Annotated in this window: 15 protein-coding genes; 2 read left to right on the top strand and 13 right to left on the bottom strand. The window is 68.0% G+C overall.

Annotation, left to right across the window (positions count from 1 at the left end; all coding sequences use genetic code 11):
* Positions 1–40: 40 nt before the first annotated feature.
* Positions 41–670 carry a class I SAM-dependent methyltransferase gene (locus ACH4XV_RS27960; RefSeq protein WP_395794398.1) on the bottom strand — a complete coding sequence of 210 codons (630 nt, stop codon included), beginning with the start codon at positions 668–670 and terminating at the stop codon, positions 41–43.
* Between the two features lie 61 nt (positions 671–731).
* Positions 732–926 (bottom strand): DUF2304 domain-containing protein, encoded by a 195-nt coding sequence (locus ACH4XV_RS27955; RefSeq protein ID WP_380000028.1) that lies wholly within the window; start codon positions 924–926, stop codon positions 732–734.
* Between the two features lie 213 nt (positions 927–1,139).
* Between ACH4XV_RS27955 and ACH4XV_RS27950 the strand changes: the two genes are divergently transcribed.
* A complete protein-coding gene (locus tag ACH4XV_RS27950; protein WP_395794396.1) occupies positions 1,140–3,272 on the top strand; it encodes a prolyl oligopeptidase family serine peptidase in 2,133 nt (710 codons plus the stop codon).
* A 71-nt stretch (positions 3,273–3,343) separates the two neighbouring features.
* On the opposite strand, the gene ACH4XV_RS27945 is transcribed toward ACH4XV_RS27950, so the two are convergent.
* From ACH4XV_RS27945 to typA, 11 genes are all read right to left on the bottom strand, one after another.
* Positions 3,344–4,363, bottom strand: coding sequence for an ABC transporter ATP-binding protein (locus tag ACH4XV_RS27945; RefSeq protein ID WP_395794464.1), 1,020 nt, complete (start codon positions 4,361–4,363; stop codon positions 3,344–3,346).
* 64 nt (positions 4,364–4,427) lie between these two features.
* The gene (locus tag ACH4XV_RS27940) at positions 4,428–5,471 is read right to left on the bottom strand and encodes an ABC transporter ATP-binding protein (RefSeq protein ID WP_395794394.1); all 1,044 of its coding nucleotides are present in this window, start codon (positions 5,469–5,471) and stop codon (positions 4,428–4,430) included.
* A gap of 16 nt (positions 5,472–5,487) precedes the next feature.
* On the bottom strand, positions 5,488–6,501 hold the full coding sequence (locus ACH4XV_RS27935) for an ABC transporter permease (RefSeq protein ID WP_395794392.1): 1,014 nt from the start codon (positions 6,499–6,501) through the stop codon (positions 5,488–5,490).
* A complete protein-coding gene (locus tag ACH4XV_RS27930) occupies positions 6,494–7,423 on the bottom strand; it encodes an ABC transporter permease (protein WP_395794390.1) in 930 nt (309 codons plus the stop codon). Before ACH4XV_RS27930 ends, ACH4XV_RS27935 begins: the two co-directional genes overlap by 8 nt.
* A 158-nt stretch (positions 7,424–7,581) precedes the next feature.
* Positions 7,582–9,240, bottom strand: a complete 1,659-nt coding sequence (locus ACH4XV_RS27925; protein WP_395794388.1) for an ABC transporter substrate-binding protein — start codon at positions 9,238–9,240, stop codon at positions 7,582–7,584.
* Between the two features lie 509 nt (positions 9,241–9,749).
* Positions 9,750–10,883: an ABC transporter ATP-binding protein gene (locus ACH4XV_RS27920; protein ID WP_379999724.1), complete on the bottom strand. Its 1,134-nt coding sequence runs from the start codon at positions 10,881–10,883 to the stop codon at positions 9,750–9,752.
* 41 nt (positions 10,884–10,924) lie between these two features.
* A complete protein-coding gene (locus tag ACH4XV_RS27915) occupies positions 10,925–12,037 on the bottom strand; it encodes an ABC transporter ATP-binding protein (RefSeq protein ID WP_395794386.1) in 1,113 nt (370 codons plus the stop codon).
* A gap of 62 nt (positions 12,038–12,099) precedes the next feature.
* Positions 12,100–13,083, bottom strand: coding sequence for an ABC transporter permease (locus ACH4XV_RS27910; RefSeq protein ID WP_395794384.1), 984 nt, complete (start codon positions 13,081–13,083; stop codon positions 12,100–12,102).
* A gap of 130 nt (positions 13,084–13,213) precedes the next feature.
* Positions 13,214–14,977, bottom strand: coding sequence for an ABC transporter substrate-binding protein (locus ACH4XV_RS27905; RefSeq protein WP_395794382.1), 1,764 nt, complete (start codon positions 14,975–14,977; stop codon positions 13,214–13,216).
* 128 nt (positions 14,978–15,105) lie between these two features.
* The gene (locus ACH4XV_RS27900; protein WP_379999716.1) at positions 15,106–16,149 is read right to left on the bottom strand and encodes an ABC transporter permease; all 1,044 of its coding nucleotides are present in this window, start codon (positions 16,147–16,149) and stop codon (positions 15,106–15,108) included.
* Positions 16,150–16,475: 326 nt separating this feature from the next.
* On the bottom strand, positions 16,476–18,341 hold the full coding sequence (gene typA, locus ACH4XV_RS27895) for a translational GTPase TypA (protein WP_078976865.1): 1,866 nt from the start codon (positions 18,339–18,341) through the stop codon (positions 16,476–16,478).
* Positions 18,342–18,541: 200 nt separating this feature from the next.
* Here typA and ACH4XV_RS27890 point away from each other — a divergent pair, with 200 nt between their 5' ends.
* Complete coding sequence (locus ACH4XV_RS27890; RefSeq protein ID WP_395794379.1) at positions 18,542–19,351, top strand: hypothetical protein; 810 nt, start codon at positions 18,542–18,544, stop codon at positions 19,349–19,351.
* The last annotated feature ends 113 nt before the right edge of the window (positions 19,352–19,464 follow it).

Below are 19,464 nucleotides of genomic sequence, written 5' to 3'. Positions count from 1 at the left end.
CAGCCTACGCGCGCCCGCGGACACCCCCGGGACCGCCCGTTCAGGCCCCGCGACCGGGCGGCGCCGCGTGCACCGCGACCAGGTAGTCGCCACCGGGCACCCAGGGCTCGCGGTCCCATCCGGCGTAGCGGGTGCGGCGCACCAGGCCGGCCGCCGCGCACGCGTCCTCGTACTCGGCGGCGGTGATCGTGGCCCCGACTCCGTCCGGGCCGCCCGCGAGGCTGAATCCGCTGACCAGGATCCCGCCCGGGCGCAACATCGCGGCCAGCGCGCGCACCACGTCGGCCTCGCTGCCGGGGGTCAGGAAGATCATCACGTTGCCCGCGGCCACGACCAGGTCGAAGCTCCCGCGCCCGCCGAGCCGCAGCGGGTCCAGGTCGGCCAGGTCGTCGAGCACCCAGGTCAGACCGGGTGCCGCCGCCTCGGCCTCGGCCAGCATCGACGCGTCCAGGTCGACGCCGACCACCTCGTGGCCCTGCCGGGCCAGCTCGATCGCCACCCGCCCGGTGCCGCATCCCGCGTCGAGGACGCGGGCGGGCTCGGGCAGCAGGTCGTCGCAGAACCTGGCCTCGCCGTGCAGGTCACGCCCCTCGGCCGCGAGCCGGCGAAACCGCTCGGCGTATTCGGGCCCGCGGGTGCCACCGGTATTGGCCAGCCATCGATTGGTCATGACAGACCAGCCTACAAACCCCGACTCACAGTCGACGCGGCTCCCGCACGAGCGGCACCGTTCAGAAGTGGATCCCGTTCACCACTCCCGCGAAGCTCGTGCCCGCGTCGCGGATCGAGGGGGCCATCGACGTCGCGGAGAGATAGAAGCCGAGCAGGGCGCAGATGATCGCGTGCATCGGCTTGAGCGACGACTTCCGGACGAAGAAGACGACGGTGACACCGAGCAGCAGCACGGCGGAGACGGACACCACCACAGTCACGCACCTCCTGTGCGCAGGGACCCGCAGTTCGTGCTGGGGGAAGCCGGCCTGTGGGTCCAAAGGGACATGTCTACACACAGACTGTAAGCCAGTGGTCACGAACCGCGTTCACTCGTTCAGCGGGCGCGAGGTGGTGTTCGTACGGCTGTCCGCACTCTCCCCCGGTCTCCCCTCCCTGTGTGCGTACGTCCCCGTACGCTGTGGCACATGAGCTCGGAGATCACATTTCCCCGGCAATACGCCCGCACGCAGCGCTTCACCCAAGGCGCTCCACGCAGCTTCGGCTTCGCCGACGGCCGGATCACATTCCTGCGGTCCAAAGCCCCCGACGACTCCACCACCTGCCTGTGGATCCTGGATCCGGACACCGGCGAGGAGCGCCTGGTGGCCGACCCCGCGACGCTGCTCGGCGGCGCGGCCGAGGACCTGTCCGCCGAGGAGCGGGCCCGGCGCGAACGCAGTCGCGAGGGGGCGGCCGGCATCGTCGGCTACGCGCTCGACAGCGCCGGGGATCTGGCGGTATTCACCCTTTCGGGCCGGCTGTTCGCCGTGTCCCTGTCCGCCGGCGAGGCGCCGCGCGAGCTGGCCGTGCCCGGTCCGGTGATCGACCCGCGCCCCTCGCCCACCGGCGAGTGGATCGCCTACGTGTCCGCCGGCACGCTGCGGGTGGTGGCCGCCGACGGCTCGGGCGATCGTGCGCTCGCCGAGCCCGACGGCGACGACGTCACCTGGGGCCTCGCCGAGTTCATCGCCGCCGAGGAGATGAACCGCTTCCGGGGTTACTGGTGGGCCCCCGACGGCTCCGCGCTGATCGCCGCGCGCGTGGACAACGCGCCCGTGGACCGCTGGTGGATCAGCGACCCGGCCAACCCGGCCGCGGCGCCGAGCGAGGTGGCCTACCCGGCGGCCGGCACCGCCAACGCCGAGGTCACCGCCTGGCTGATCGGCCTCGACGGCGCCCGGACCGAGCTGACCTGGGACCACGACGCCTACCCGTACCTGGCGAGCGTGCACTGGTCGGCCGGCGGCGACCCGCTCCTGAGCCTGCAACCGCGCGACCAGAAGGTGCTGCTCACCCTCGCCGTCGACGTGGCCGCAGGGACCACCCGCGAGCTGCACCGCGAGCACGACGACGTGTGGATCGACCTGGTTCCGGGCGTGCCCGCCTGGACGCCCGACGGCCGGCTGGTCCGCCTGGTCGACGCCGACGGCGCTCGGCGTGTGGTGGTCGCCGACAAGGAGCTGACCGACCGGCGCCTGTTCGTGCGCTCGATCCTGGACGTGGCAGACGAGGACGTGCTGATCACCGCGTCGGCCGGCACCGACGCGAGCGTGCCCGAGATCGGCGAGATCCACGTCTACCGGGTCGCCCCCGACGGGGTCACCCGGGTCAGCGCCGAACCCGGTGTGCACACCGCGGTCCGCGCCGGCGACACCACGGTCCTGGTCTCCGCCACGCCGGAGCGCTTCGGCACCCGGGTCGCGGTGCTGCGCGGCGGCGCCGAGATCGCCACGGTCACCTCGCACGCGGCCACCCCGGTGCTCACCCCCCGGGTCGAACTGCTCCGCGCCGGCGCCCGCGGCATCCCGTGCGCACTGATCCTGCCGACCGGGTTCGACCCCGCGTCCGGCGAGCGGCTGCCGATCCTGATGGACCCGTACGGCGGCCCGCACGGCCCGCGCGTGCTCGCCGCGCGCAACCCGCACCTGACCTCGCAGTGGTTCGCCGACCAGGGCTTCGCGGTGCTGGTCGCCGACGGCCGGGGCACCCCGGGCCACTCCCCCGAGTGGGAGAAGTCGGTCCACCTCGACCTCGGCCCGATCAGCCTCCAGGACCAGGTCGACGCCCTGGAGGCGGTCGCCGCCGAGCGGCCGTGGCTGGACACCACTCGGGTGGGCATCCGCGGCTGGTCCTACGGCGGCTACCTGGCCGCGCTCGCCGTGCTGCGCCGCCCCGACGTGTTCCACGCGGCGGTCGCCGGCGCGCCGGTGACCGACATGGCGCTCTACGACACGCACTACACCGAGCGCTACTACGGCATGCCCGCCGAGCAGGTCGAGGCGTACCGGCGCAGCTCCCTGGTGTCCGGCTCCGAACTGGGCGAGGTGGCGTCGACCCGACGGGCGCTGATGCTGGTGCACGGCCTCGCCGACGACAACGTGGTCGCGGCGCACACGCTGCGGCTGAGCAGCGCGCTGCTCGCGGCCGGCTATCCGCACGAGGTGCTGCCGCTGTCCGGGGTCACCCACATGACCCCGCAGGAGCAGGTCGCGGAGAACCTGCTGCTGTTCCAGGTCGAGTTCCTGCACCGCTCGCTCGCCCGCCCCGCGAGCGACTGACACCCGCCGCACACGACGACGCCCGCCGTCCCCCAATCGGGAACGGCGGGCGTCGTCGGTCGGCGCGCGGTTCAGGCCGCGCCGACGATGTCCTTCTCCTCGGCGAAGTGGCATGCGCTGTCGTGCGCGGCCAGTCCGTCCAGGCCGGTGCGGATCTGCAGCAGCGGCTCCTGCTCGGCGCAGATGTCCTGCGCCTTCCAGCACCGGGTACGGAACCGGCAGCCCGACGGCGGGTTCGCCGGCGACGGCACGTCACCGGTGAGGATGATCCGCTCGCGGTGCTCGCGCCCATCCGGGTCCGGCACCGGCACCGCGGACAGCAGCGCCTGGGTGTACGGGTGCGTCGGGTGGTCGTAGATCTGCGCGTCGGTGCCGATCTCGGCGATCCGACCCAGGTACATCACCGCGACCCGGTCCGAGATGTGCCGCACCACGGACAGGTCGTGCGCGATGAACAGGTACGACAGACCCAGTTCGTTCTGCAGCTTCTCCAGCAGGTTGACCACCTGCGCCTGCACCGACACGTCCAGCGCGGAGACCGGCTCGTCCGCGATGATGATCTCCGGGTTGAGCGCCAGGCCCCGGGCGATCCCGATGCGCTGGCGCTGGCCGCCGGAGAACTGGTGCGGATACCGGTTGATGTGCTCCGGGTTCAGCCCGACCAGGTCGAGCAGTTCCTGCACACGCCGCTTGCGGTCGCCGCGGGGGGCGACCTCCGGGTGGATGTCGTACGGCTCGCCGATGATGTCGGCGACCGTCATCCTCGGGTTCAGCGAGGTGTACGGGTCCTGGAAGACCATCTGGATGTTGCGGCGCACCGCCTTGAGCGCGCGCCCCGACAACTTCGCCAGGTCATCGCCCTTGTACAGGACGCTGCCCTCGGTGATCGACTCCAGGTTCATCAGCAGTCGGGCCACCGTGGACTTGCCACAACCCGACTCGCCGACCAGGCCCAGCGTCTCGCCCTTCATCAGGTCGAAGGTGACGCCGTCGACGGCCTTGACCGCGCCGATCTTCTTCTGGAAGAGGATGCCCTGGGTGATCGGGAAGTGCTTGACCAGCCCCCGCACCTGAAGGATCGGCTCGCCCATCGCCACCGGTTCGGCGGCCTTGCGCACATCGGCGGCGGTCGCGCCGTTCGCGCCGTTCGGGGACTCAGCCACGGACTTCTCCCTCCATCACGGTCTCCCAGAAGTGGCACGCGCTGCCCCGACCGACCGAGATCTCGTGCAGCGGCGGAACGTCGCTGCGACAGATGTCCTGCGCGTACGGGCAGCGCGGGTTGAACGCGCAGCCGGACGGGATACGCATCAGGTTCGGCGGCAGACCCTTGATCGCGTACAGCTCGCGACCCTTGTGGTCCAGGCGCGGGATCGACTCCAGCAGACCCTTGGTGTACGGGTGCGTGGGCTGGCGGTACAGCTCCCGCACCGGTGCCTGCTCGACGATCCGGCCGGCGTACATGACCGCGATCTTGTCCGCGACGTCGGCGACCACGCCGAGGTCGTGGGTGATCAGGATCAGACCCATGTTCCGCTCGCGCTGCAACTCCGCGAGCAGGTCCATGACCTGCGCCTGGACGGTCACGTCGAGCGCGGTGGTCGGCTCGTCCGCGATGATCAGCTCGGGGTCGAGCGCGAGCGCCATGGCGATCATGATGCGCTGGCGCATACCGCCGGAGAACTGGTGCGGGTAGTCGTTCACCCGATCCTTGGCCGCCGGAATGCGCACCTGGTCCATCAGCTCGATCGCCTTGAGCTTGGCGTCCTTGCGGGACATGCCGCGGTGCACGGTGAACATCTCGGCCAGCTGGAAGCCGACCGAATACACGGGGTTGAGCGCGGAGAGCGCGTCCTGGAAGATCATCGAGATCTTCTGGCCGCGGATCTTCCGGCGCTCCTCCTTGGACATCTTGAGCATGTCCTTGCCGTGGAACCGGATCTCGCCGCCGGTGATGTGCCCCGGCGGCATGTCCAGAATGCCCATGATCGTCTGTGCGGTCACCGACTTGCCCGAGCCGGACTCGCCGAGCACGGCGAGCGTCTCGCCGGCGCTGACGTCGTACGAGACACCGTTGATGGCCTTGGCCACACCCTCACGGGTGCGGAACTCGACGTGCAGGTTGTCCACTTCGAGCAGCGGCGCGGTGCCTGCCGAGCCCGGTCCCTCGGGCTTGTTCTTCGTGTCGATCGTCGTCACTTGTCTGTCCCCTCCCTCAGCGGAGCTTCGGGTCGAGGGCGTCGCGCACCGCGTCGCCGAGCAGAATGAAGCTGAACACCGTGACCGACAGGAAGATCGACGGGAAGATCAGCTGGTACGGCGAGTCGCGCAGCGCGGTGGTCGCCGAGCTGATGTCCGCACCCCACGAGATCTCGGTGGGCGGCAGCCCGATACCGAGGAACGACAGCGTCGCCTCGGTGGCGATGAAGGTGCCGAGCGAGATGGTCGCGACCACGATCACCGGGGCGATCGCGTTGGGCAGCACGTGCCGACCCAGGATGCGGCCGGTGCCGGCGCCGAGCGCCTTGGCGGCCACCACGTAGTCGGACTTCTTCACGGTGATCACCGAACCACGCATGATGCGCGCGATCTGCATCCAACCGAAGATGCCGAGCGCCATCACCACGGTCCACACGGTGCGGTCCTTGAACGCGCTCATGAACACCAGCGCCGCGAGCAGCAGCGGGATGCCGAAGAAGATGTCCGTCACGCGGGCCAGGATGGTGTCCAGCCAACCGCCGAAGTAGCCGGACAGCGCGCCGATGAGACCGCCTATGACCACGATCAGCGCGGTCGTGGCGACACCGACGATGATCGACGCGCGAGCACCGAACACGGTGCGAGCGTAGACGTCGCAACCCTGGACGTTGGTGCCGAACCAGTGGTCTCCCGACGGGTCCTTGTTGGTGTCCAAAATCGGACAGTGCCGCGGATCGATGTCGGTGAACACGCCCGGGAAGAACGCCATGAAGATCAGGAACACCAGCAGCCCGCCGGAGACGTAGAAGCTCGGGTTGTGCCGCAGCTCGCGCCACGCCTCGCCCCACGCACCGCGGGGCTTGCTCTGCGGGCCCTGGACATCCGGGGCCGCGTAGGCGCCGCGCTTCTCCAGCGTCGTGCCCTCTTCGTCCGCCAACATCAGGCCGGGGTTCTCGATCGAGCCGAACTGGGGCTGCTCGTCGCTCGCCGTCGGCAGCTGTTCGCGCTGCTGCTTGTTCATGTCAGGCATACCGGATCCTCGGGTCCAGGACGGCGTACAGCAGGTCGACGATCAGGTTCATGACCAGGTAGATCATCACCAGCGCCGCCACCGCGCCGACCACTGTCGAGCTCTCGTGCTTGGTGACCGCGAGGTAGATCAGGCGGCCGACGCCGTCGACGTTGAAGATGCCCTCGGTCACGATCGCGCCGGCCATCAGCGCGCCGAGGTCGGCGCCCAGGAACGTCACCACGGGGATGAGCGAGTTGCGCAGCAGGTGGCGGGTGACCACGCGGCGGCGCGGGAGACCCTTGGCCGTGGCCGTACGCACGTAGTCCGCGCGCATGTTCTCCGCGACGCTGGTTCGGGTCAATCGGGCAACGAAGGCCAACGAGAGCGAACCGAGCACGATGCCGGGCAGGACCAACTGACTCCAGGTCGGGTCGCCCACACTCGCGGTGGCTTCGAAGATGCCCCACTCGCTGCCGAGCCAGAACTGCGCGACGGTGCCGAGCACGAACACCGGGATCGAGATGACCACCAGGGTGCCCGCGAGGACCACGGTGTCCGCCAGCTTGCCGCGGCGCAGGCCGGACAGCAGGCCGAGGCCGACACCGAGGACGACCTCGATCGCGAAGGCGATCATGGCGAGCCGGATCGACACCGGGAAGGCGCGCTTCAGCTCCTCGGAAACGGGACGACCGTTGAAGCTGGTCCCGAAATTACCCTGGAGCAGGTCGGTGATGTAGTACCAGTACTGCACGATCAGCGGGTCGTTCAGGTGGAACTCTTCCCGCTTCAGGCGCACGAAGACAGGGTCGGCACCCTTGTCGCCGAACATGGCCGAGATGGGGTCGCCACCCAGCTGGTACACCATGTAATAGATCAAGAACGTGGTCCCGATGAACACCGGGATCATCTGGAGCAGTCGCCGTACGACATATCGCCCCATGCCAGCCTCCTGCTGTCGTCGTCGGCCCGAAGCGAGGATCGGACCCAGGCCGGCGTCGTGGATCGCACGTCGCAGGCCCGGCCCGTCACCGCCAAGATCCGGCCGCACCGATTGCGGTGCGGCCGGACCATGGTCAATGCCGGGTCATGTCCGAATCACTACTTGACGGTGACCTCGGTCCAGACCGGGTTGCCGTACGGGTCGATTTGAACGTTGGAGACCTTGGTCGAGGAGCCGCCCTTGGTCACGTAGTACCACAGCGGGATCGACGGGACGTCCTTCGCCAACTGCCGCTCGGCGTCCTGCCAGAGCTTGATGGCCTCGGTCTGGTCGGAAGCGGCGCTCGCGCGCTTGGCCAGGTCGTCGAAGACCGGGCTGGAGTAGCCCGCGTCGTTGGACGCGGCACCGGTCTGGTAGATGTCGGCGAGGAAGTTGTCCGGGAACGGGTAGTCACCGCGCCAGCCGGTACGGTACGCGCCGGTCATCTTCTTGCCCGAGATGTCCTTGCGCGCGACACCGAACTCGGGGTAGAGCTTCGGCTCGCAGGAGCCCTGCCCGATGACCTCGTTGATGCTGTTGCAGACCGCGGTGACCCACTCCTTGTGCGGGCCGTCCGCGTTGGTGGCGATGGTGAGCTTGCCACCGGGGATGCCGCCACCGTCCTTGACCAGCTGCTTGGCCTTGACCGGGTCGTACTTGGTCAGCTCGCCGGTGATGTCCTTGCTGTAACCCGGGATGTTCGGGGCCAACCAGTCGGTCGCCGGCTGCTCCGCGCCCTTGTAGATCGCCTTGACGATGCTCGCCCGGTCGATCGCCATGGACAGGCCCTGACGGACCTTCTCCTTGCCCGGCGCGCCCCAGCCGGCGTCGTACAGCGGGAAGCCGATCTTCTGGATCGAGAACTGCGGCGCCTCGATGGCGCGCTCGCCCAGGTCCTTCTTGAAGCTGCCGATCGCCGACGTCGGGATCTGGTCGATCACGTCGAGCTTGTTGTCACGCAGCGCGGTGTAACCGGCGTCGTAGGACGTGTAGAACTGGAGCTGCACGCCGTTCGACTTCGGCTTGTCCGTGCCGGCGTACTTGTCGAACTTCTTCACGGTCAGCGACTTCTTGTGGTTCCAGCCGCCGTTGGCGGTGTCGAGCTGGAACGGGCCGTTGCCGATCGGCGCCTCGCCGTACTTCGCCGGGTCCTTGAAGAACTCCTGCGGCAGCGGCGAGTAGACCACGTAGCCGAGGCTCGCCTTGAAGGACGAGTACGCCTGGACCAGCTTGATCGTGAACGTCTTGTCGTCCACGACCTTGAGGCCGCTCAGCTCCTTGCTGGTGGGCTCACCCTCCTTGGGGTGAGTCGCTTCGTAGCCCTCGATCTTCTCGAACCAGGGGCTCGCGTTGATCTGCTTGTTCGTGGAGACGGCGCCCCAGTTCCAGGCGTCCACGTAGGACTTCGCGGTGACCGGCTCGCCGTTGTGGAAGGTCCACCCGGACTTGATCTTCACCGTGTAGTTGATCGAGTCCGTGGACTCCACCGACTCCGCCATGGCCGGCACGGGCTGGCCGGTCTTGGAGTCGTACGTGTACAGACCGCGGAACATGAGCTGAAGCGGGTAGAAGCCGCCGTTCTCGTTCGAGTTCGCGGGCTGGAGAGGGTTCTGCGGCTCGGTGCTGTAGGCCGAGTAGTAGCCGGCGGGCAGGCCGTTGTTGCCACCGCCGCCGCCCTTGTCGTCCTTCTTGTCGTCGCTGCTGCTGCCACACGCAGTCGCGGCCAGGCCCAGAACGGCCACACCGACGACCCACTTCACGCGCGTTGTTCCGCGCATGGGTTGCCTCCTCATGGAATCACTACCGAAGTGAAGTGCAACGGGGCCACCCGAGCGGGAAGCATCCGTCACAGCTGCTCGTAGAGTCGGCGCCCCCGAGCGCGTGACCAGGTTCCGAGCACAAGCGGATCCACTATCCGTCACCGATTGGCCGCGACCAATCCCCTGCAGGTTTCAGTTTGATCACGTAAATCCGTGATCAATCTCGAAACCCAGACATATGAGACCAGTAACGAAGCCGTATCAAACGGACACCATGTACCGCTGCCCGGAGCATACAGTCCGATGAACGAACACCCATAAGACGCCCCTACCTCGTCTCACAAAGCGAGAAACGCTACGGAGCGTGACGGCACTCGCCCGGCCGAGGCGGCGCGGACCGACCGGTCACATCGGGTTCAACGCGCGTAGCTGACCTGCAGGAAAGCACGAAAAACGGGATGTCACCAAATCGGTGGCATCCCGTTCTCGGGTGCGGTATGAAGATTCGCCGTCACGGCGACGCGTCGTTACTCCGGGTCGGTCGTGATGCCGGCCTCCAGCGCCGCCTCGATCCGCTCCTCGGGCATCGTCTCCTCCGCCTTGGCGGTCGCCTCCAGCGGACCGGGGAAGTGGCACGCCACCCGGTGGCCCGCGAGCAGCGTGTCGATCCCGATCAGCGGGGGCTCCTCGTTCGCGCACACGTCCTGTGCCTTGGGGCAGCGGGTCCGGAAGCGGCAGCCGGACGGCGGGTTGATCGGACTGGGCATGTCGCCGAAGGCGTGCACCCGTGTCCGGTTTCCGCTCTTGTCCGGGTCCGTCTCCGGCACCGCGGCGAGCAGCGTGTGCGTGTACGGGTGGTGCGGGTTCGCGTACAGCGACGTGCGGTCGGCGATCTCGACGATCTTGCCGAGGTACATCACCGCCACCCGCTGGGAGAAGTGCCGGACCACCGCGAGGTCGTGCGCGATGAACACGAACGCGATGCCCATGTCCCGTTGCAGGCCCTGGAGCAGGTTGACCACCTGCGCCTGGATGGACACGTCGAGCGCGGAGACCGGCTCGTCGGCCACGATCAACCGGGGCTGGAGCGCGAGCGCGCGGGCGATTCCGATCCGCTGCCGCTGGCCGCCGGAGAACTCGTGCGGGAAACGGTTGTAGTGCTCGGGGTTGAGACCGACACGTTCCAACAGCTCCTGCACCCGCTTTTTCCGGCCACCCTCGGGATTGATCCCGTTGACCTCCATCGGCGAACTCACGATCGCGCCGACCGTCTGTCGCGGGTTCAGCGACGAGTACGGGTCCTGGAAGATCATCTGGATCTGGCTGCGGATCGGGGCGATCTGCTTGCGGGTCGCGTGCGTGATGTCGTTGCCGTCGTAGTGGATCGTGCCGCCGGTGGGTTCGAGCAGCCGGCTGATCAGCCGACCGGTGGTGGACTTGCCACACCCGGACTCGCCGACCAGGCCCACGCTCTCCCCCGCCGCGACGGACAGGTCGATCCCGTCCACCGCGCGCACGTTGAGCATCTTGCGACGGACCAGGCCGCCGCCCTTGACGGGGAAGTACTTGACCAGACCCCGTACGTCGAGCAGCGGTTCGCCGGGCGACTTCGGCGCGGGGTCCGGAGCCGGCGCCGGGGTCTCGCTGATCGTCTCGGTCATCGTCGTTCTCCTGCTTTCTGCCGTCGGCCGGGCCTCGGCGATCAACCGAGCAGCGGGCGGACGTCGTCGATGAAGATCCGCTGCTTGTCCTCGGCGCTCAGGTGACAGGCCGACCCGCGCCCCTCGGACAGCGCCAGGACCGGCGGCTCGGTCCGGCACCGCTCGCCGCCCACCACGTCGGCGTAGTCGCACCGCGGATGGAAGGGACAACCCGACGGCGGCGCCAGCAGGCTCGGCGGCGTACCGCGCACCGGCCGCAGCGGAATGTCGACGTCACCGGAGAGATTGGGCATCGAGGACAGCAGCCCCCACGTGTACGGGTGCCGCGGATTCTTCAGCACCTCGCGCACGGTGCCCTTCTCCACACTGCGTCCCGCGTACATCACCAGCACGTCGTGCGCCATCTGGGCGATCACGCCGAGGTCGTGGGTGATGAACAGGATCGCGGTGCCGAACTCGTCCTGGAGGTCGCGGAGCAGATCCAGGATCTGCGCCTGGACCGTCACGTCGAGCGCGGTCGTCGGCTCGTCGGCGATCAGCAGGTCCGGGTCGCACACCAGCGACATCGCGATCATCGCGCGCTGGCGCATGCCGCCGGAGAAGTGGTGCGGGTAGTCGTTCACCCGGGTCTTGGGATTCGGGATGCCGACGCGGTCCAGCATCTCGATCGCCCGCGCGTGCGCGTCGCTGCGATTGGCGCCCAGGTGCCGCCGATAGGACTCGGCGATCTGCTCGCCCACCGTGTAGAACGGCGACAGCGCGGTGAGCGGGTCCTGGAAGATCATCGAGATCCGCCGCCCGCGCAGGTCGCGCAGCTTGCGCTCGGGCATGGTGATCAGTTCGCGGCCGTCGAACCGGATCTCGCCCTCGATCCTCGTCTTCTCCCGGTTGTGCAGCCCCAGGATGGTCAACGAGGACACCGACTTGCCCGAGCCGGACTCGCCGACGATGCCGAGCGTGCGGCCCTTCTCGACGTCGAAGGACAACCCGTCCACGGCCTTGACCACGCCGTCGTCGGTGGAGAAGTGCACCCGCAGATCGCGCACCGACAAGAACGCGTCGGAGCCGTCGGCGCGGGCGGAAGCCCCCGCCTTCCCGGCGGCCTCGGCCTTGCCGGCCGGCTGATCGGCGGTGGTATCGGTACTCGCGGCCATGCCCTGCTCCTCGGCCCCTGCGGCTGGTGGACGGTGACGCTGACTCATCGGACGCCGCCCTCTCACGCGAGCCGGACCCGTGGATCGATGACGGCGTACAACAGGTCCACCACGAGATTCGCGAGCATCGTGAAGCTGGCCGCGATGACCACCACGCCCATCATCATCGGCAGGTCGGAGTCGGTCACCGAGGTGACCGCGAGCATGCCGATGCCGTGCAGACTGAAGGTGCTCTCGGTGATGATCGTGCCGCTCATCAGCACGCCGATGTCCACGCCGAGCACGGTGACGATCGGGCTGAGCGCGCCCCGGAAGGCGTGTTTGATGTACACGCTGCGTCCGGACAGGCCCTTGGCCTTGAGTGTTCGTACGTAGTCCTCGGACAACACGTCCACCATCGTGGATCTGGTGAGGCGGACGTACATGGCCATGTGGATGGTCATCAGACAGATCCACGGCAACAGCAGTCCCGACGCCCATTGGAACGGATCGTCGGTGAACTGGTGATACTGCGGTCGATCCATCCAGCCCAACTGCTGGACGAAGAGATAGATGAACAGGGGCCCGAGCACGTAGATCGGTGCCGAACCGCTGAGCAGCGCAAAGCCCGTGGCGACCTTGTCGGTCTTCTTGCCCCGCCGCATCGCGGCCAGGATGCCCAGGCCGATACCCAGCGTCATGAACAGCACGACCGCGCCGATGGCCAGCGACACCGTGGTCGGGAAGCGGTCCGCCACCGTGTGCGCGACGTTCTGGTTGTTGGCGAACGAGTAGCCCAGACACGGGAAGTTGCAGGTTTTCTCACCGATGTTACGGCCGGCGAAGATCCCGGATATGAAGATCCAATACTGCTCCAGGAGCGGTTTGGTCAGGCCGAGGTTGTGCCGGACCGTCTCGCGCATCTCGGGCGTGCAGTTCTTGCCACACGACAGGCGCACGACCGAGTCCTCGCCGGAGGCGGCGAAGAACAGGTAGAACGTGATGAGGCTGACGACAAGCAGGATCGCCGCTACGCCGAGCAGCCGCCGGACCAGGAATCGAAGCATGAGGCCGGTCTTCCTCCGCGATGTGCCCCCGGCGATCGATCCGGTCGGACCGGTCGGTCCCGGGAGTCGCGTGCGCGACTCCCGGGACCGACCGACCGACGGGCGGATCGACCGCCGACGGGCCTGACGGCTACTTGATGAAGATGTTGTTCAGGTCGATCGCGCCCTTGGAGTTGAGCGCGGCGCCGCCGATCTGCGGGCCGTACACCAGGCGGTGACGCTGGTAGATGTACGGGATGGACGGCACGTCCTGCATGATCTTCTCGTCGAGCTTCATCCACTCGACGGCCTGCGCGTTGGTGTCGGTGATCTTCAGGATGCGGTCGATCTCCGCGTCCACGGCCGGGTTCTTGTACTTGGCGTAGTTCTGGCCGTTGTCGAGCACCTGGCGGCTGTCGTACACCGGGGTGTAGACGGTCGAGCCGGTCGGCCAGTCCGCTCCCCAGCCCGCCCAGTAGAGGTCACACGGCGTGTCGAGCTTGCCGATGACGTCGTAGTACTCCTTGTCGGAGATCTCCTTGCGCTCCATCTGGAAGCCGGCCTTGCCGAGCATGTCCATGATCGGCAGCGCGCGCTCCTGCTGGACCTTGGTCGTGTTGATGCACAGCACGACCTTCTGGCCGACCTTGCCGGCGGCCTCCAGCATCTGCTTGGCCTTGGCCTGGTCGCCGTCCGGCGGCAGACCGTCGAACAGGCTCTTGTACGGCGCGTAGCCCAACTGGGTGGGCGAGGCGATGGTGGTGGAGAAGTCGCCCGCGGTCGGGCCGCCCTCGGCCAGTCGCGCGGACTGGCGCGGGAACGCGATCGCCATCGCCTTGCGGACGTTGACGTCGGTGATCCGCAGGTTGTTGATGTCGAACCGGTTCGCGTACGGGCCGATGCCGTCCGTGACCCGGTTCTTCAGCGCCGGGTCGGTGGCGATCTGCTGGGCGAAGTTGGCGTCGGGACGCTCGTTCAGGGTGAACGCGGCGGCGTCGCTGCCGGCCGCGGCGGTCAGCCGCTGGAACTGCGTCGCGCCCGGGATGCCCATCTCGAACTTGAACTGGTCCACGTACTGGTGGCGCACCGAGTCGCTGGCCGGGTCCCAGTTCGGGTTCTTGTCCAGGATCAGCTGCTTGTCCGGCTCGTGCGTGGTGATCTTGTACGGGCCGCTGGCGAACGGCTTGGTGTCGATCTGCTCCTTGGTGTCCTTCGCCTTGGGCATCGGGGCGGTGGTGCCCATCGCGGCGGCGAAGGGGAAGTCGCCCTGCGGCGCGGTCAGATGGAAGATGATCGTCTTCGCGTCCGGCACCTCGATCTTGTCGTTCGGCAGCTCGGCGCCGTCGTACGGACCGGGGTAGCTCTCCCAGTACTTTTCCGAGCCGGTCAGCCAGCCCTGGATCCAGACCGGGCCCTCGTTCCACGCCTTGTTGAACATGCGCTCGACGCCGTACTTGACGTCGGCGGCCACGATCGGCGTGCCGTCCTCGTACTTCAGGTTGTCCTTGAGCGTGTACTTCCAGGTCTTGCCACCGTCGGTGGTGGTGCCGGTGTCGGTCGCCAGGTCACCGACGAGGGTGGTCTTGTCACCCTCGCGCTTGTAGGTGGTCAGCCGGCGCGAGATCAGCTCGGACACCGTCATCAGGTTGCTGACGTAGGCGCGACCCGGGTCCAGGTGCGAGAAGCCGGTGCGGTTGAGGACGCCGGCCACGCCGCCCTTCTTGGCGCCCGGTACCTCGGCCGCCGGGCCCTTCGAGTCGGCTGCGGTGCCGATCACGACGGACGCCGTCTTGGCGGAGGGTTTCGCCGTGTTGTCCTTCTTGTCTCCGCCGCCGCTGCTGCACGCGGAGGCCGAGGCCGCGAGGGCCCCTACCGCGAACAGCGCGACGAATCGGCGCTTCCCCGTCGATGTCATGTGATCCCCTCATCAAGAAACCGTTCACCGGGCCCAGGTGCCGCGGCGGGTGGGACGTACGCAGGAGCGGTTGCGCAGGCTCCGGGGTCACGACGGGCACGATCGGCCCGCGCGTGGACCCCGGCCGGTCATCGGTTCGACTTGGGGTCGAGCGCGTCGCGTACCGAATCGCCGAGGAGGTTGAAGGCGAGCACGAAGATCACCATCGCGATGGCCGGGAAGGCCAGGTAGGTGACGTCGCTCTGCATGCCTTCGAAACCCTTGTTGATCATCCGACCCCAGTCCGGGGTGGGTTCGGTCATGCCGACTCCGAGGAAGGACAGCGCCGCCTCGGTGGTCACGTATGTCGGCAGGTCGAGCGTGGCGACGATCAGGATCGGGGTCCACAGGTTGGGCAGCAGCTCCTTGAAGATGATCCGCCCGGATCCCGCCCCGCTGACCTTCGCCGCCTCGATGTACTCGCGTTCGCGCATCGACAGGACCTGGCCCCGCAGGATGCGGGCGATCCGGGTCCAGCCGAACAACGACAGCACGATGATCAGGGCCGTCGCCCGCAGCATCGTCGGTGTCGTCTCGCGCTCGCTGACGAACAGCGCGAGCACGATCGGGGTGAACGCGATGAAGAACAACTGCGAGGGCATCGCCAGCAGGGTGTCGATCACCCGGCTGATCACGTAGTCCACCTTGCCGCCGAGGTATCCGGCGGTGATGCCCAGGACGGTGCCGACCACCGTCACGATGATCACCACGACCACGGCCAGCAGCAGCGAGGTACGGATCCCGTACACGAGCTGCATCAGCACGTCCCGGCCGACCGCGGGTTCGATGCCGAACCAGTGTTCGCCCGAGATGCCGCCGTTGGGCGCGATGGGCGCGCCGACCTCGTTGAGCAGGCCCGGGTGGATCTGCCCGTAACGTGTGTACGGGTCCTTTCCGTACAGCTTTTCGATCAATGGCGCAGCGAAAGCGATCAAGAAAAAGAAAATCACGATCGACGCGGATATGACGCCGCTGCGATCCTTGCGGAAACGCCGCCAGGCGAGCTGGCCGGGCGATCGCCCGACCACCTCTTGCGGTGCCGCCGCGACCCCCGCTTCGGAGAGCGGTGAGTCGGGCGTTCCCGGATTCGGGGATCCTCCCGCCTCCGGGACCAGCTGGGGTTGCATGGTCATGACTGCAAATACCCCCGAGTCGCGGTCGAGTGCGACCGGATTCCGTTTGGTTTGGTGGCCGCACGGACTCTCGCAACCCAATTACCGTGTCGTCAAGAGGACAGTCATACTAAACCCGAGAGCGAAAGATATTCGTCATTTATGTTTGTTAGAAGTTTCGCATCTGATCGATTTTTGCTTGAAAATGTTACTCGCATTGGAAACATAACGAATATAACCGGGCAAAGATATCGAGTTGGTCTCAGCATGCGAAAAGCCGGTGACCTGCGGGTTCGACCGCAGGTCACCGGCTCGTTTCGGGTCGCCGAACGGCGCCCTTCGCGTGATCAGCGCTTGGCACGCGAGGCCGAGCGGCCCCGCTCCTTCTGATCGAGGACGACCTTGCGGATGCGCACGGTCTCCGGGGTCACCTCGATGCACTCGTCCTCGCGGCAGAACTCGAGGGCCTGCTCCAGCGACAGCTTGCGCGGCGGGATCAGCTTCTCGGTCTCGTCGGAGGTCGACGAGCGCATGTTCGTGAGCTTCTTCTCCTTGGTGATGTTGACGTCCATGTCGTCGGCGCGCGAGTTCTCGCCGACGATCATGCCCTCGTACACCTCGGTGGTCGGCTCGACGAACATCTGGCCGCGTTCCTGCAGGTTCATCATCGCGAACGGCGTCGCGACACCGGCGCGGTCGGCCACCAGGGAGCCGTTGTTGCGGGTCCGGATCTCGCCGAACCAGGGCTCGTAGCCCTCGTGCACGCTGTGCGCGATGCCGGTGCCGCGGGTGTCCGTGAGGAACTCGGTGCGGAACCCGATCAGACCGCGGGCGGGCACCACGAACTCCATCCGGATCCAGCCGGTGCCGTGGTTGGTCATCGTCTCCATGCGGCCCTTGCGGGACGCCAGGAGCTGGGTGATCGCGCCGAGGTACTCCTCGGGCGAGTCGATGGTCAGCCGCTCCACCGGCTCGTGGATCTTGCCATTGACCTCACGGGTGACCACCTGCGGCTTGCCGACGGTGAGCTCGAAGCCCTCCCGGCGCATGGTCTCCACCAGGATCGCCAGCGCCAGCTCGCCGCGGCCCTGGACCTCCCACGTGTCGGGGCGCTCGGTGGGCAGCACGCGCAGCGACACGTTGCCGACCAGCTCGCGCTCCAGGCGGTCCTTGACCAGGCGGGCGGTGACCTTGTGGCCCTTGCCCCCCTTGCCGACCAGCGGCGAGGTGTTGGTGCCGATGGTCATCGAGATCGCGGGCTCGTCCACCGTGATCAGCGGCAGCGGACGCGGGTCCTCGGGGTCGGCGATGGTGTCGCCGATCATGATGTCCGGGATGCCGGCGATGGCGATGATGTCGCCGGGGCCGGCCTCCTCGGCGGGCTTGCGCTCGAGCTGGTCGGTCATCAGCAGCTCGGTGATCTTCACCCGCTCGATGGTGCCGTCGTGCCGGCACCACGCGGCCTGCTGACCCTTGCGGATGGTGCCCTGGTGCACGCGGCACAGCGCGATGCGGCCGAGGAAGTTGGACGCGTCCAGGTTGGTCACGTGGGCCTGGAGCGGCGCGCCCTCCTCGTACTCCGGGGCGGGGATGGAGTCGAGGATGGCCTGGAAGAACGGCTCCAGGCTGTCGCTGTCGGTCGGCACGGTGCCGTCGGCGGGGCGGACGAGCGTGGCCACACCGTCGCGCGCGCACGCGTAGACGATGGGGAACTCGATCTGCTCCTCGGTGGCGTCCAGGTCCATGAACAGCTCGTAGGTCTCGTCGACGACCTCGGAGATGCGCGAGTCGGGACGGTCGACCTTGTTGATGCACAGGATGACCGGCATCTTCGCCGCGAGCGCCTTGCGGAGCACGAAGCGGGTCTGCGGGAGCGGTCCCTCCGACGCGTCGACGAGCAGCACGACACCGTCCACCATCGACAGGCCGCGCTCCACCTCTCCGCCGAAGTCGGCGTGGCCGGGCGTGTCGATGATGTTGATGGTGACCGTGGGGCCACCGTCCTTGGGGTGATAGGCGACGGCGGTGTTCTTCGCGAGAATGGTGATGCCCTTCTCGCGCTCCAGGTCGTTGGAGTCCATCACCCGGTCGTCCATCTGGTGGTGGGCACTGAACGTGCCCGCCTGCTTCAGCATGGCGTCGACGAGGGTGGTCTTGCCGTGGTCGACGTGGGCGACGATGGCGACGTTGCGGATGTCATGGCGCGTGGGCACGGCTGCGTGTCTCTCGGCTTCGGTCGGGGATGCTACGGACGGCCGGCGACCGCGGGCCTCCTCGGTCGTGCGATGGGCATCGCGCGAACCGGCCTGCCTCCTCGGCGCCAAGGTCAATCGTACGGGGAGTAACGCGCGCCGCTCGGTGCCGGCGCCCGCGAGAAGCCGTTCGGGGGGCGTACAGGGCACAATCCGTAGGTGTGAGCGAGTCTGGCGAGTCCTTCAACGAACGCATCCGCAAGCGGTGGTCCCGGCGGGCCGCGGAACGGCGGGACGGAACCTTTGGGCCCGTTCCGACCGATATGGGGGCGGACGAAACGCCCGCCCCGTCGGATCAGGGCACCCCCGAGGGGCGGGCGCGGGTGCTGTACGAGCGCGCCACCGAGGCCTATCGCGACGGAGATGTCGCCCTGGTCGAACAATTGGCGGATCTGATCCCCGACGGGCCGGAAAGTGAGCCCTATCGCACTTTCGCGCGTGTCCAGTCCCTGGAGGCGCACGCCGACGACGCCGCGGCGGCCGCGGTCGCCCGGGCCTATCTGGACCGGATCGGCCCGAGCCATCCGGCCTGGGACACCGCCCGCGCGCTGTTCGGCGAGGTCATGGTGCAGGCGCTGATCATGGGCACGGTGCCGCTCGCGGACAACCTGGCCGCCGCCGAGGAGGCGCTGCGCAAGCCGGGCGATTCGTACCGGCACCCCTCGGGCGCGACGATCCGCTTCGAGGCCGAGGACGACGAGCCGCTGCTGATGGTGTTGCACGGAAACGCCGCGAAAGCGGTACGCGCCGCCAAACGCCTGGTGGACACCGAAAAGCGGGCATCCCGCGCCGGGCATGCCGACGCATTGTGCACATTCGCGCTGTGTGTATGCGCCGAGGGCGACATCGTCTCCGCCCGGGAGGCGCTGGCCGAGGCGGAGCGTATTCTTCCCGGCCGGCCCCGGATCGCCGCGACCCGCGCCCGGGTGGAATCCAGCCCGGCCGCCACGATGCGCCTCGACGATCGCTGAGTCCACCCGATCGCCGAACTCGGCAATCGGCGGACATCGACAAGATCGTTAAACCTCGAGCGGCCCGCCCGAGCGAAGATCTTTATCGCCCATCCCCCCTGATCACCGGAATT

The organism is Embleya sp. NPDC020630, from assembly GCF_044334985.1.
Lineage (GTDB): Bacteria > Actinomycetota > Actinomycetes > Streptomycetales > Streptomycetaceae > Embleya.
Note: the sequence above shows the minus strand (reverse complement) of the source record. Positions and strands in the feature narration are given on the sequence as shown.